The following is a 12,278-nucleotide window of genomic DNA, read 5'->3' as shown; positions in this document are numbered from 1 at the left end:
GACAAATATGCAACAAAAACCTGCACCCACCCGTGTAAAAATCCACGATATTATTCAGGCGCGTTGGAGCCCAAGAGCTTTTGCTTCTGAAAAGCCGGTGAGTCATGATGATCTGCTGACGCTACTGGAAGCTGCGCGTTGGGCGCCGTCTTGTTTTAATGGTCAGCCGTGGCGTTATGTAGTGTGTGATAAAACCACCGATGAAACCGGTTGGCAAAATGCGTTTGCAACGCTGGCTGAAAAAAACAGGCGATGGGCCAAGAACGCGCCTGTTCTGATACTTTCTGTTGCTATGGATAATTTCAGTCATAACGGTCAGCCAAATCGCTGGGCGATGCATGATACCGGAGCCGCCAGCCTCAGCTTATGTTTTCAGGCGACTGCGTTGGGATTGATTGTTCATCAAATGGGCGGATTTGATGCCGAGAAAGCCCGAGAGGTTTTTAATCTTCCGGGCGATTGCAAACCGATGGCAATGATGGCTGTCGGCTATCAGGCCGATGTGGATGTGCTTGATGACGATTTTAAGGAAGCCGAGTTAGGTCCACGTTCTCGGGTAGCACTGAATGAACAGTTTTATGCAAGGCAATGGGGCAGGGGAATTGAATGAGTTGTTGGCGATTCTCGGCTACTCATCGGGTTTCATCGGCAAGAAAGGCAGATCGGGCGAGAGCCGTGGCATGAATTCTCTCCCATTCCCCGTTGCTATGCGGGCTGCCTGCTATAAAACTGCGGATTTGCCAGGGTGACGAGCTGTATCAATATCTATAAGTCTAGCGTAGATTTATCAGCGCCATCAATTGCTCTTCATCAATCGGTCTGGTTAAGCAGTAATCAAACCCGGCGGTTAGCGCTTCAATTTTTTGATGGTCGTCAACAAAAGTGCTGATGGCGGCAACTTTTAGCGGGCTATGTTGGGTTCTTAAGATTTTTATCATCTCCAGTCCCGACATGACCGGCATATTAATGTCGATAAGTGCGAATTTATAGTGATTTTCACCGATCAATTGCAAGGCTTCCGCACCGTCGGCTGCGGCGTCAACGGTGTAGCCGTTAAGTTCAAGCATGTTAGCCAGTATCAATTGGTTTATTTCACTATCATCTGCAATCAAAACACGGTTCTCAGTACTTTCTGACTGGAGCAGGTTTTGATCGTCTATAGCCTGTTTTATTTGCATAATTAACTCCCTACCTAATTGCGCTGTTCTGTTGTGTTCCAGACATAATGCGCCTCTAAAGCCCAGATAATCAGGCTGGTAAGGCATCAGTCCGGTTATGTCTTCCAGTTTGAGCGAACCGGCCAGCCCGCAGAGCATAGACCGGTCTTTTGCCAGTCTGACAAATTGCGCTATGTCGGCCTTTGTCAGGATTTGAGTCAAAGAGCCGTTGCTTTTGTTCATGGTGTCGAGCATGACGCCTTTGAAACCAATATGTTTAAGGGAATCTATGGGGGCAAAATCCGGTTGGGTATCGGCGAATAATACGGCTATTAAGTTTATTGTTCGTGGGAGCTCAGCAAGTTTTTCAATAGTTCCCTGCCAGTCGCCGCCGGGAAAAAAGCCGATTTTTATATAATCGACGCCGGTTTCGGCCATGGCTTTGACTGCCGAGTAAACAATTTCAGGCTGCATCGGCAGGTCGCCAACGGTTGCGCTGACCGGACGGCGGCCGTCAATTGCATCGACAATGTTTTTGACCAAGTCAGTGTCAAGCGCGCCCAAAGCGCCTAAGGCCGGCTGTTTTAAGTCAATAATATCGACGTTCGCGGCCAATGCCAATAAAGCTTCTTCTATACTGTTAACGCTGGCGAGCATTCCGGTCATGCAATGATCTCAGTCTTTGACGCGTCTGCTCCCGGCCGGCTTGCAGCATATACGCCATCTATGGCAATTGCAGAACCTGTTTCCGGCAAGTTTTCGGGAAACATATCATCCCCGGCGATATAATTTTCGATGACGGTCATCAACCAACCCCAGGCTTCCAGCTCTTTGTCCCCGGCGGTTTTCTCCAGGCCGATACGCAGATAGTCGATTTCCGATTGTATTTTTTCCAGCGAAATCATGTTTAACCGGCTGACTAAAATTGCCGCTTCCAGCACCGAATATTGGGCTCGGTTAAAACCTTTAAAAGGTGCATGATTGGCGGTGTGTACGGCTTTACAGAATAATTTAGGCCGGATCTCGTCGTCTTCAACTCGGATCAGTTCGACTTCGGTGTGAGCTAACGCACAGCTGAGCACCTGACCGGTTATTTTTTCCGCCGGTTTTAATGGCCAGTCGCGCCGCCCGGTCAGGCATCCGGCAAAGACTCGTACGTCATCGCAATAGTTGATGACCGCGGTTTTACTTTCCAGCAGGTTGTTCAGTGTGGTTGAGGGCCGAAACGGCAGGATGATGAATTCGTCCGGTGTTTCTTCGGTCGCCGCGCCAGCTCCCGGCTGGCTTGCGGCGGCGATTGCCGAACCTGTTCCCGACAGGTTCTCGGCATACACACCATGCTTGGCGGTCGCCACGCCAGTTCCAGACTGGCTTGTGGCATACACACCATCCCTGGCGATAACATGAATGCCCATAGGTGCAATATGCGCCAGACCTGAACTGTTTTGTGTGATGACTATGGTTTCTTGGATCATTAGTGTTTTAATGTTTTTTTAGTGTGGTTCCGGCCGGTTTAAAAGTATGCAGGTCAACGGTAGATTCTGCGCTGTCGGTTGCGCAACCCCATTGCAATGCTTGGTCCTGGGTATAGCGTTTACCCAGTTGCCAAGCTATTTCAGCGCGGGCCAGCTCAACACCGAGATAAAAAGCATGTCCGCCGTCGTTTTCAACATGCAGATTCGGAAACAGGTCGAATGGATCGGTGGCGCTGTGTATGCCGTCGCGGTTGAAAATATGTACGCCTTCGGCGCTGATTTGAACGCGGTAGCTGGGGTCTTTGATTTGGCCTGCCAGTTCCTTGATTTCTTCCAAACTATAAGGGAAGGGTGAGGTTTCATGCAAGGCCATTAAGCCGGGATCGATATGTTTGGGCAGCATGTCATGCTCTTTTGCGGCAAACATGATGCGGCGCGCCAGATCGGCTTCTTTGACTGCCCGGCAGGCATGTTTGCTGACCTGGGTTGCCAAAATGCTGTTGATGTTTAGTTCCGAGCAGATGCCCAGCAGCAGCGCATTCATGCCCATAGTGTCGGCATGGGTCAGTTCGGTGATATTGCCGACGCCGAGCATCATTTCAATATCGGGATGGTTCTTCCTGACTTCATGATAACGCACAATGGACTGCGTGAAGCCAAAATGCAGCGGATCTAAAATAGGATCGACGATAAAGCTGCGGTTTTTTGCTTGCATGGCGTTGATGGCTCGATCCAGCGAAGCCAAATCTTCATGCTTTTCCGGGATTAGAATCGGCGTCGCCGCGACTTCATCGGCAACCCATAATGTGCTTTCGTGCAGGCTGAGCATGTAATCGGCGCCCGCTTTGCCGCCTCTGAGCAAATCGTTTGCTTCAAGCGAGTCGATGCTGACGGTAAAGCCTTCCTGTTTCAAGGTGCGAATGATGTCTTCCATATGCGGAAAATCGGTGCTCGGCAGGCAGCCTATATCGATCACATCGGCGCCGTTTTGCTTATAGTAGTAGGCGCGTTGAACGGCTTCCTCAACGCTGATATTGGGCGCATCGACGATTTCGGCAAAGATTTTGACGCTGTAGTTGTTTAAATCGATTTTGTGCGCGGCTTGGCCGAAGAACATCGGCAAGTCCTTGAGTTCTTCCGGGCCGCGTTCAATAGGCAGGCCCATGTCTTTGGATAAGGCTTCCAAGTCGCCGCGGCAGCGTCCGGGTACCAGTATGCGATCGGCGCCGAAAGTGTCGGTCAGGCGGCGGCCTATCATGTCGGCGGTCATTAAGGCTGCGACCTTAAGACCCAATTCATGCACGGTATAGATGAATTCGGGCTGCATTTTTTCAAGGATGCTATGCAGCTGTTTTTCCGCCAACCTGCCGGTAAGAAAGAGGATATGTTCGCTCATGTTAACGATCTTAGCCGTTCTTTAACGGTGGCAATCAATTCATCGACACTTTCAACGACGCTTGTGTATTCAAATGCGCGTAATTTGGTTGTGCCTTCAAGATCGATTTTACGGGGATAAACCATGACTTTTCCTCCCGGCGCAGTGGTTTCCATTTCCGGGGCTATGTCGCAAGGGTAAACAATGCTCGGAACCCTGCATTTCCCGGCTTGGGAATAAAGATTGGTTACCAGCGAGTCGGCAATGCCCAGTACGCATTTTGCAACCGTGTTCGACGTGGTCGGCGCCATTACAAAAGTATGGTAATAGCCTTTGTAAAAATGTCCCACCGGCGGCGCTGAAGCGGCTTTGTCGCGGTATACCGGCATTTTTTTGCGGACGTCGTCGAGATTAATTCCGTACATTTTTAAAACTTCTTCTCCGGCCTGACTTAAATACAGATCAATATCATCCAGAGTCAGCAGGAAGTCCAGGCATTCTTCTATATAATGGCCGGAGCCGGTAATGGCCCAGGCTAATCGTGGCTTATCCATTAAATTTAGTTAGAGTTGGAAATATGGGGACATTATACATGAATCAATATGGCGATTTCGCAGACAGGAGTTTTTAGGAAATGTTGTTTATCTACAGACGGCGCATAAGAATTAAATAGATTAATCGTGGAATACAATACTGGTAAACAAGCGATTAAAAATCTTTATTCACCACGAACGACTGTATGGATACAGGACGACTGCAAGGATGCAGGAGGTAGAGCAACGCATGGAGCGGTTGCCGAGGTAGAGCAATGCAGGAGCAATTGCCGAGACACGAAGGACACGAAGAAATAAATCTTCGTGTCCTTCGTGTCTTCGTGGTGATATTCTTTTCAGCTTTTGTCGATTCACCTGTTATTAATGAGAGTTACGAAATGTTCAGTCAATTTAAACGTCGCGCCGGTTTCCCGCAACCTCACGACATACAAAATAGGCCGCTGATTATGGGGATTTTAAATGTGACGCCGGATAGCTTTTCCGATGGCGGCAAATACTCGGGTATTAATGCGGCTTTGCAACAGGTTGAGCTTATGGTGTCCGAAGGCGTGGATATTATCGATATAGGCGGCGAGTCAACCCGCCCCGGATCCGATCCGGTCGCGGCTAGTGAACAAATCCAGCGGGTCGTTCCAATCATTGAAGCCATCAGGCAATGTGTATCCGGCGATATTTTGATCAGCATCGATACGACCTTGAGCGCGGTCGCTAAAGCAGCGCTGAATGCAGGAGCCAATATTATCAATGATGTGTCAGGGGGCAGGGCGGACCCGGCAATCTTGACGTTGGCTGCGAAAACCGGCGTACCGATTATTTTGATGCACAGCCAGGGAACGCCAAAAACGATGCAGGATAATCCGCATTACGAAAATGTCGTGCAAGAAGTGCTTGATGCTCTAAATGAAAGCATTAATGCGGCGTTAAAGGCGGGAGTTAAAAAAGAGAATATTGCGATCGATCCGGGCATAGGCTTTGGCAAACGCAAGCAGGATAACCTTGATTTGCTGGCTCATCTTGATGCATTGGTGGCGACGGGTTTTCCTATTCTGTTAGGTACCAGCCGCAAACGTTTTATGGGAACGATTTGCGATGTAACCGAGCCTTTGGAACTGGTTACCGCCACCGCAGTGACAACGGCATTAGGGGTGATGGCCGGTGTGCAGATGTTTCGGGTGCATGATGTCAAGGAAAACCGGCAAGCAGCCGATGTGGCTTGGGCAATTAAACAAAGCCGATAGTTGATTGGGTATTTAATTTTGCGCTATCGCTCTATCCAACAAAAACGCTATCCGAATAAAAGCTACGAACCGGACAAAAGAGGCAATGTCCGGTTCGTAGGCATTAACTTATCGTGTAAGTCTTATTTTTTATAGGGATTTTGGTCGCCTTTGCTTGCGGCGTCTGTTGGGTGAATTTGTGACGGAGCGCGATAATCGCCCTCAGATAAATAAGTAAGAAACATGGGCAGCAAGACCCAAATAGCTAAAAGCAGCGCCACGCCAACTATTGCAAATAAAAGTGTTTTAAAGGTGCCGACAACATTCTCTGTAAAACTCTCTTCAGTATCATTCAAATCCGGTGAAGATAACGGTTGTTCGGTTCTGTTGTCATGTTCGTCTTGATTTGGCATGATGATCTCCCGATAACTGAGTTGAAGGAAAAATGAAATACCGCCTCATATTTGAAGCCGGCAACTGATATGCTAGTCTCATCACAAATTTCCTGCAACTTCATTGTGCAGCATTGATGTCTTAATAAAACAATAAGTTAAAAGTGTTACGGGTTTTAACGAGAACGTCACAGGTAGTTCACCCCAATGTATCAACTTAGGGTAAAAATCATTAGGGAAGTGCTTGTTCATACCCCAAAAACAGCAATTATTTGTTACATTAAAGGTTTTATATGATACCGTATATGGTATGATTGAAATTATTATGGATACCAATATCCTATTTTCCGGTTTATCTTCGGCAAGCGGCGCGTCTTTTAAGATATTGGAGCATCTTGCGCTAGGACGTGTTCATCTGGCGTTATCGACGCCTTTATTGTTTGAATATGAAGATATCATCAGGCGTAATCAAACGGCGCTAAATCTGCGGGATGAGGATATTGATGTGGTTTTAGATAACCTCTGTGTTTTTAGCCGGTTTCAACAAGTGTATTTTTTATGGCGGCCTTATTTACCCGATGCCAAGAATGATTTGGTGCTGGAATTAGCAGTGACTGCAAAGGTTAAAACCATTGTCACCTACAATTTAAAAGATTTTGCCGGCATTGATAAGTTTGGTGTTGAGGCTATTGTCCCTAAAACCTTATTGGAACGTTTGTAATGAGTACATTAAGTTTGCGGCTGCCGGACTCTGTTCATCGGCATATTAAAGAGCTGGCCCAGCAAGAAGGGGTGTCCATCAATCAGTTTATCGCCAGCGCGGTTGCCGAGAAAGTTTCGGCTATAGCAACAGAGGATTATTTGCAGCAACGTGTGCAACGGGCTGATGAGCAAGCTTTTCAACGCTTATTGGCTAAAGTTCCAAACCGGGAAACACAGATAGGTGAGGAATTGTAATCAAGTTATGATAAAAATTACGTAACTAATCAACAGTTAGGAAAATAGAACATGTACGACATGGATTTGACTGATAAGCATTGATGAAATGGAGCTTCCGGGGTCGGCGGAAAAATTAAAATCCGTTTAACCAGTATCATTCGTGTTCTATGTATAAAACCGGCATTTGCTGAGCAGTTACAAAATTACATGAACAATGACAGCCTGTAATGTCGGGCTTTGAAAGTGAGATCTTAATGAGCAAACAAGAAAAATCCCTGACTATGACGGTATTGATGACGCCGGACATGGCCAATTTTTCCGGCAACGTACACGGCGGTTCTTTATTGAAGCTGCTGGATCAGGTAGCTTATGCCTGCGCGGCAAAATATTGTAAAAGATACGTAGTGACAGCTGCGCTCGATCAGGTGTTCTTTAAACAGCAGGTCAATGTCGGCGAGCTGGTCACCTTTTATGCGCATGTTAATTATGTCGGCCATTCGTCAATGGAAGTCGGGGTTAAGGTTTTTGCCGAAGATTTAAGAACCGACGAAAAAAGACATACGACCTCCTGCTATTTTACGATGGTAGCGCTGGATGAAAACGGAAAAACTGTGGAAGTTCCAAGACTACAACTGGATAACGAAGTGGAAAAAAGATTTTATGATGCGGCCCAAATGCGCAAACAAATGCGCCAGGAAAGTCTGGAAAGAAATCGTGCCTTGCATGTGGATTTACCCAAGGATGGCTTGTAATTTATGATCATGCAAGGGAATTTTGAACAGCTGCCGTTAAAGGATTTTACCGAAAAAGCTTACTTGGATTATTCCATGTATGTCATTTTGGACCGGGCTTTGCCGCATATTGCAGACGGTTTAAAACCGGTACAACGGCGTATTGTTTATGCAATGTCCGAGCTGGGTTTGACCGCGACGGCCAAGTTTAAAAAATCGGCCAGGACGGTCGGCGATGTGTTGGGTAAATATCACCCCCACGGTGATACCGCTTGTTATGAAGCCATGGTGCTGATGGCGCAGGATTTTTCCTATCGCTATCCGTTGGTTGACGGGCAGGGCAACTGGGGCTCGCCGGACGATCCCAAATCATTTGCCGCGATGCGTTATACCGAATCCCGTCTGACCGCTTATGCACAAACCTTGTTAAGCGAATTGGGTCAAGGAACGGTTGACTGGACGGATAATTTTGACGCCACTTTGAAAGAGCCTGTGTTATTGCCGGCGCGGCTGCCGAATATATTGCTGAACGGCACCATGGGCATCGCGGTCGGCATGGCGACCGATATACCGCCGCATAATCTGCGGGAAGTCGCCAATGCCTGCATCCAGTTATTGGATGACCCCGACAGTACGCTGGAAACGCTTTTTACCCATATCAAAGGCCCCGATTACCCGACCGACGCGGAAATCATCACTTCGGCCGATGAGATACAAAAAATGTATATCAGTGGCGGCGGATCGATCAAAATGCGCGCCAAATACGAACAGGAAGACGGCAATATCGTGATTACCGCGCTGCCGCATCAGGTTTCCGGCGCTAAATTGATGGAGCAGATAGCCGCGCAAATGCTGGCGAAAAAGCTGCCGATGATCGAAGATTTGCGTGATGAATCGGATCATGAAAATCCGACCCGTTTGCTGGTGATTCCTCGTTCAAAACGGATCGATGCGGATGAAGTAATGTCGCATCTGTTTGCGACGACCGATCTTGAAAAAAGTTATCGCGTCAATTTGAACATGATAGGCTTGGATGGACGGCCCAAGGTTAGAGGGCTTAGAGATATTCTGGTTGAATGGCTGGTGTTTCGTACCGAAACCGTGCGAAAACGCCTGCAATACCGGTTGGATAAGGTGTTGGCACGGCTGCATATTCTCGACGGTCTGCTGATAGCCTACCTTAATATCGATGAAGTCATTGCAATTATCCGCACTGAAGACCATCCCAAACCGGTGCTGATGGAGCGCTTCGGCATTACCGATATTCAGGCTGAAGCGATATTGGAATTAAAGTTAAGGCATCTGGCCAAACTCGAAGAGATGAAGATTCGCGGCGAGCAGGCTGAGCTGGAACTGGAGCGCGCCGCACTGGAAAAGACTTTGGGTTCGCCGCGCTTGCTAAATCGCCTGATCAGGAAAGAACTGGAGCGCGATGCAGAAAAATACGGCGACGACCGCCGCTCGCCGATTGTAGCAAGAGATGCGGCGCAGGCGCTGGAAACAACGGCGTTAATAAGCAACGAGCCGTTAACTGTTATCTTGTCGGAAAAAGGCTGGATCAGGGCCGCGAAAGGCCATGACATTGATGTTGCAAGTTTAAATTATCGTTCCGGCGACGGTTTTTTGGATGCAGTCAAATGCCGGACGACGCAGCCTGTTTATATTCTCGATTCGACCGGGCGGTCTTACAGTACTTCCTCGCACGATCTGCCGTCGGCCAGAACTCAAGGCGAGCCGTTGACAGGACGGCTCAATCCGCCGCCGGGTTCGTTATTCCTACATCTTCTGGCAGGCCAACCTGACGACTGGTATGTGCTTGCCAGTCATTTCGGCTATGGATTCCGGGTTCAGCTAAAAGAATTGTTGAGCAAGAACAAGGCTGGTAAACTGCTGATCACGTTACCTGACGGCGCCAGGGTATTAAAACCCGCGAAAATAAGTAATGAAGCCGACTTGCTGGCAGTTGTGACATTGCAAGGCCGCTTGCTGATTTTTACTGTGGCTGAGTTGCCTGCTTTGGCGAAAGGCAAAGGGAATAAGCTGATTCAAATCCCGACAGCCGATCTGAACGCTGGAAAAGATTATGTGATCGCAGCGGTAGCGATCCCTGAAAACGGACAGTTGAAAATCATTGCCGGTAAACGGCAGCTAACGCTTAAAGGCGCGGATATTGAGCATTATTCCGGCAACCGCGCTAATAGGGGTTCGGCATTACCCCGCGGTTTTCAGCGGGTTGATGGTTTGGAGTGCGAGTGATTGGCGTTGTGTTAACTATTAACTTACGCTGAGTACTTTGTTAAATAATTGCTGTGTAGTTAGAGATTACGGTCTTGGAAAATTTAATCAAACAAATAATCGATGACCAAAGCTTTCCAAAAGGGGTCGCTTGGCAACGTTGGAAGTTTTACGCTAATGAAGTCATCGTTAAGGAAGGCGATGTGGCTAAGTCCCTGTTTTTTGTCGAAAGCGGTCAATTACGGGTGTCTGTGCATGTGGAACTGGAAGAGCGCAGAAATTTAAAAACGGGAGTCGGGGACTTAGGCAAAGGCGATCTTTTCGGTGATACTTGTCTCCATGAGTCATCTGTACGAACCGCTTCCGTTATAGCTATTACCGATGGCTGTTTACTGGAAATAAACGGAGAAAAACTTGGCGAGTATCTGGATGCCCATCCCACTAAAGGTTATTTGTTTTATAAGGAATTATTTGAAATACTTTTTAAACGTTTGAGCAGTGGAAACCGCAGAATTGAATATCTCTTGGCCTGGGGGCTTAAGGCGCGGCGTTCGTCTGAAAAATCAATTCCGATCTTCCGAAAAATCTAGCTGAGCTTGCGCTTATGTTTTATCGGCAGTTTTTAGCCTAACGATAAGGCGCCGATAATCATCTTCAGTTAAAGCATCGTTTACTATAAGTAGGGACTTTCTACGTACACCTTTTTTAAAATGTAAAAATATCGCGAATATAGTGATGACTGTTGAATCCAGAATTTCAATTGGTTCAAGGTTATTGCCCTCGGATACTTCCCATCCCACTGCTTCAGTATGCTTAATGGTGTATTGCTGATTTTCCAAGCATTTAAGAGTAAGCCAAAAATGCAGACAAATCCCGATCAAAAAAGCTAATTGGACGGCGATCGGCAATGAATTAGCAATGCTTGCCCCTAATCCCAGCAAATATGCAAAAACAAGAAACCGCTTTAATCGCTTGGATGGTTTAAGTTCTATCAGCAGTAAGGGTTCGTGTTTGTTTGGCAAACCAGGTATTCCTTAATTTTATTTCCTGTTGATAATACGTGTATTTCAAGACAATACGAATGCAACGCAAATGAATCGGTCAGGTTTTTTATCTTTGTTCAAACAACGATATAATCAGCGCACTTTAAAATCCATTATTTTATTTACTGATGAACCCAAACTGGAAAAAATTTCTGCTCTCTGAACACGCCATATTTGAAAATGATGCCGAGATTGTTTTTCCATCGCCTGAGCATGAAGGCAATCAGCGTATTTATCCAGTTACACATCTTGGTGTTCTGTCGGTTGCCGGAAAAGACGCAGCAAAATTTTTACAGGGACAAATCACCTGCAATATTAACGACATTACCGATATAAAAAGCAGTCTGGGCACAATATGCAATCCCAAGGGCAGGGCGATTACAACTTTTTTACTGGTAAAAAGTGTCGATGCTTTTTTAATGATTTTGCCCAACGAATTATTGGCATCAGTTAAAAAAAGATTACAGATGTACGTGTTACGGTCAGACGTGATTTTAACGGACAGTTCGGATGAGCTGTGTTTAATCGGATTATCTTACGGCATATCGCAAACCGATGGAGCACTTGATTTTGCAACGAGCCGACAGGAAAATATCGTTGTTAATTTCCAGGATCGCTGTCTGATTATTGCCGAGGTTGATAACGCTCAGTCCATTTGGACAAAACAGGTTAATCAAGGCTTCCAGCCGGATGATTCGGCGCAATGGCGCTATCTCGATATAATCTCAGGAATTCCCTGGCTGAGTGCGGAAACGTCGGAAGAGTTTATTCCGCAAATGCTCAATTTGGATAAGTTGGGCGGAATCAGTTTCAACAAGGGTTGCTATACCGGTCAGGAAATTGTTGCCCGGACTCATTATCTGGGTAAGGCAAAAAGGGAAATGTTTCTTGCCGAGGGAGGCGACATAACGCCTCCTGAGCCTAATTCCGCCATTATTGACAACAGCGATGGCGTTGAACAAAGTGTAGGTAAAGTGCTGTGTGCCCAAAGCAGGAAAAAAAGTTGCAAGATGCTTATTGTTCTGCAAGTTTCCGATACAAATTCTTATAGTCTTAGACTAAAAAATCATAACCAAGATAAAATCACCTTATCAACAGTGTAATTTATTTTTAGACATTTCGGGTGAAGTTGTCCGAAGCGTGCTCTCTCAAAACGTTAA

14 protein-coding genes are annotated in these 12,278 nt (G+C 46.8%); 8 read left to right on the top strand and 6 right to left on the bottom strand.

Translation table 11 applies throughout. The features are described 5' to 3' along the window. The first annotated feature begins 7 nt into the window (after nt 1–7). Nucleotides 8–610 (top strand): nitroreductase family protein, encoded by a 603-nt coding sequence (locus tag EPO18_RS18820; protein ID WP_292436069.1) that lies wholly within the window; start codon nt 8–10, stop codon nt 608–610. 163 nt (nt 611–773) lie between these two features. Here EPO18_RS18820 and EPO18_RS20755 read toward each other — a convergent pair whose 3' ends face one another. From EPO18_RS20755 to EPO18_RS18795, 4 genes are read right to left on the bottom strand one after another with little or no spacing between them, the layout of a single operon-like run. Then, nucleotides 774–1,823, bottom strand: a complete 1,050-nt coding sequence (locus tag EPO18_RS20755) for a (5-formylfuran-3-yl)methyl phosphate synthase (protein WP_363331528.1) — start codon at nt 1,821–1,823, stop codon at nt 774–776. After that, nucleotides 1,820–2,632 carry a DUF447 domain-containing protein gene (locus EPO18_RS20845; protein WP_472850914.1) on the bottom strand — a complete coding sequence of 271 codons (813 nt, stop codon included), beginning with the start codon at nt 2,630–2,632 and terminating at the stop codon, nt 1,820–1,822. Before EPO18_RS20845 ends, EPO18_RS20755 begins: the two co-directional genes overlap by 4 nt. Nucleotides 2,633–2,639: 7 nt before the next feature. Further along, a complete protein-coding gene (locus EPO18_RS18800) occupies nt 2,640–4,028 on the bottom strand; it encodes a DUF6513 domain-containing protein (protein ID WP_292436067.1) in 1,389 nt (462 codons plus the stop codon). After that, nucleotides 4,025–4,561 (bottom strand): flavoprotein, encoded by a 537-nt coding sequence (locus EPO18_RS18795; RefSeq protein ID WP_292436065.1) that lies wholly within the window; start codon nt 4,559–4,561, stop codon nt 4,025–4,027. Before EPO18_RS18795 ends, EPO18_RS18800 begins: the two co-directional genes overlap by 4 nt. 377 nt (nt 4,562–4,938) lie before the next feature. Here EPO18_RS18795 and folP point away from each other — a divergent pair, with 377 nt between their 5' ends. Then, a complete protein-coding gene (folP, locus tag EPO18_RS18790; protein ID WP_472850916.1) occupies nt 4,939–5,799 on the top strand; it encodes a dihydropteroate synthase in 861 nt (286 codons plus the stop codon). A gap of 122 nt (nt 5,800–5,921) precedes the next feature. Here the strand turns inward: folP and EPO18_RS18785 are convergent, their stop codons facing one another. Continuing rightward, nucleotides 5,922–6,191, bottom strand: a complete 270-nt coding sequence (locus EPO18_RS18785; RefSeq protein WP_292436063.1) for a hypothetical protein — start codon at nt 6,189–6,191, stop codon at nt 5,922–5,924. Between the two features lie 289 nt (nt 6,192–6,480). Here EPO18_RS18785 and EPO18_RS18780 point away from each other — a divergent pair, with 289 nt between their 5' ends. The 5 genes from EPO18_RS18780 to EPO18_RS18760 all read left to right on the top strand — a co-directional run bounded on the left by EPO18_RS18780 (nt 6,481) and on the right by EPO18_RS18760 (nt 10,665). Further along, entirely contained in the window at nt 6,481–6,891 is a 411-nt protein-coding gene (locus EPO18_RS18780) for a PIN domain-containing protein (RefSeq protein WP_292436060.1), read from the top strand. Next, the gene (locus EPO18_RS18775; RefSeq protein WP_292436058.1) at nt 6,891–7,127 is read left to right on the top strand and encodes a YlcI/YnfO family protein; all 237 of its coding nucleotides are present in this window, start codon (nt 6,891–6,893) and stop codon (nt 7,125–7,127) included. The genes EPO18_RS18780 and EPO18_RS18775 overlap by 1 nt, the downstream gene beginning before the upstream one ends. A gap of 236 nt (nt 7,128–7,363) precedes the next feature. Further along, nucleotides 7,364–7,861 (top strand): acyl-CoA thioesterase, encoded by a 498-nt coding sequence (locus EPO18_RS18770; RefSeq protein ID WP_292436056.1) that lies wholly within the window; start codon nt 7,364–7,366, stop codon nt 7,859–7,861. Nucleotides 7,862–7,864: 3 nt separating this feature from the next. Next, nucleotides 7,865–10,096: a DNA topoisomerase IV subunit A gene (gene parC, locus EPO18_RS18765; RefSeq protein ID WP_292436053.1), complete on the top strand. Its 2,232-nt coding sequence runs from the start codon at nt 7,865–7,867 to the stop codon at nt 10,094–10,096. Nucleotides 10,097–10,170: 74 nt separating this feature from the next. After that, on the top strand, nt 10,171–10,665 hold the full coding sequence (locus EPO18_RS18760) for a Crp/Fnr family transcriptional regulator (protein WP_292436051.1): 495 nt from the start codon (nt 10,171–10,173) through the stop codon (nt 10,663–10,665). 12 nt (nt 10,666–10,677) lie between these two features. Here EPO18_RS18760 and EPO18_RS18755 read toward each other — a convergent pair whose 3' ends face one another. Next, nucleotides 10,678–11,097, bottom strand: a complete 420-nt coding sequence (locus EPO18_RS18755; RefSeq protein ID WP_292436048.1) for a protein YgfX — start codon at nt 11,095–11,097, stop codon at nt 10,678–10,680. A gap of 149 nt (nt 11,098–11,246) precedes the next feature. On the opposite strand from EPO18_RS18755, the gene ygfZ reads away from it, so the two are divergent. Next, on the top strand, nt 11,247–12,221 hold the full coding sequence (gene ygfZ, locus EPO18_RS18750; RefSeq protein WP_292436046.1) for a CAF17-like 4Fe-4S cluster assembly/insertion protein YgfZ: 975 nt from the start codon (nt 11,247–11,249) through the stop codon (nt 12,219–12,221). The last annotated feature ends 57 nt before the right edge of the window (nt 12,222–12,278 follow it).

The sequence above is a fragment of the Methylobacter sp. genome (assembly GCF_004322395.1).
Classification (GTDB): Bacteria; Pseudomonadota; Gammaproteobacteria; order Methylococcales; family Methylomonadaceae; genus Methylobacter_A.
Note: the sequence above shows the minus strand (reverse complement) of the source record. Positions and strands in the feature narration are given on the sequence as shown.

Excerpts from the sequence above, each read along its gene's own strand:
- EPO18_RS18820 (WP_292436069.1), top strand. The coding sequence starts at position 8 with ATGCAACAAAAACCTGCACCCACCCGTGTAAAAATCCACGATATTATT.
- EPO18_RS20755 (WP_363331528.1), bottom strand. The coding sequence starts at position 1,823 with ATGACCGGAATGCTCGCCAGCGTTAACAGTATAGAAGAAGCTTTATTG.
- EPO18_RS20845 (WP_472850914.1), bottom strand. The coding sequence starts at position 2,632 with ATGATCCAAGAAACCATAGTCATCACACAAAACAGTTCAGGTCTGGCG.
- EPO18_RS18800 (WP_292436067.1), bottom strand. The coding sequence starts at position 4,028 with ATGAGCGAACATATCCTCTTTCTTACCGGCAGGTTGGCGGAAAAACAG.
- EPO18_RS18795 (WP_292436065.1), bottom strand. The coding sequence starts at position 4,561 with ATGGATAAGCCACGATTAGCCTGGGCCATTACCGGCTCCGGCCATTAT.
- folP (WP_472850916.1), top strand. The coding sequence starts at position 4,939 with ATGTTCAGTCAATTTAAACGTCGCGCCGGTTTCCCGCAACCTCACGAC.
- EPO18_RS18785 (WP_292436063.1), bottom strand. The coding sequence starts at position 6,191 with ATGCCAAATCAAGACGAACATGACAACAGAACCGAACAACCGTTATCT.
- EPO18_RS18780 (WP_292436060.1), top strand. The coding sequence starts at position 6,481 with ATGATTGAAATTATTATGGATACCAATATCCTATTTTCCGGTTTATCT.
- EPO18_RS18775 (WP_292436058.1), top strand. The coding sequence starts at position 6,891 with ATGAGTACATTAAGTTTGCGGCTGCCGGACTCTGTTCATCGGCATATT.
- EPO18_RS18770 (WP_292436056.1), top strand. The coding sequence starts at position 7,364 with ATGAGCAAACAAGAAAAATCCCTGACTATGACGGTATTGATGACGCCG.
- parC (WP_292436053.1), top strand. The coding sequence starts at position 7,865 with ATGATCATGCAAGGGAATTTTGAACAGCTGCCGTTAAAGGATTTTACC.
- ygfZ (WP_292436046.1), top strand. The coding sequence starts at position 11,247 with ATGAACCCAAACTGGAAAAAATTTCTGCTCTCTGAACACGCCATATTT.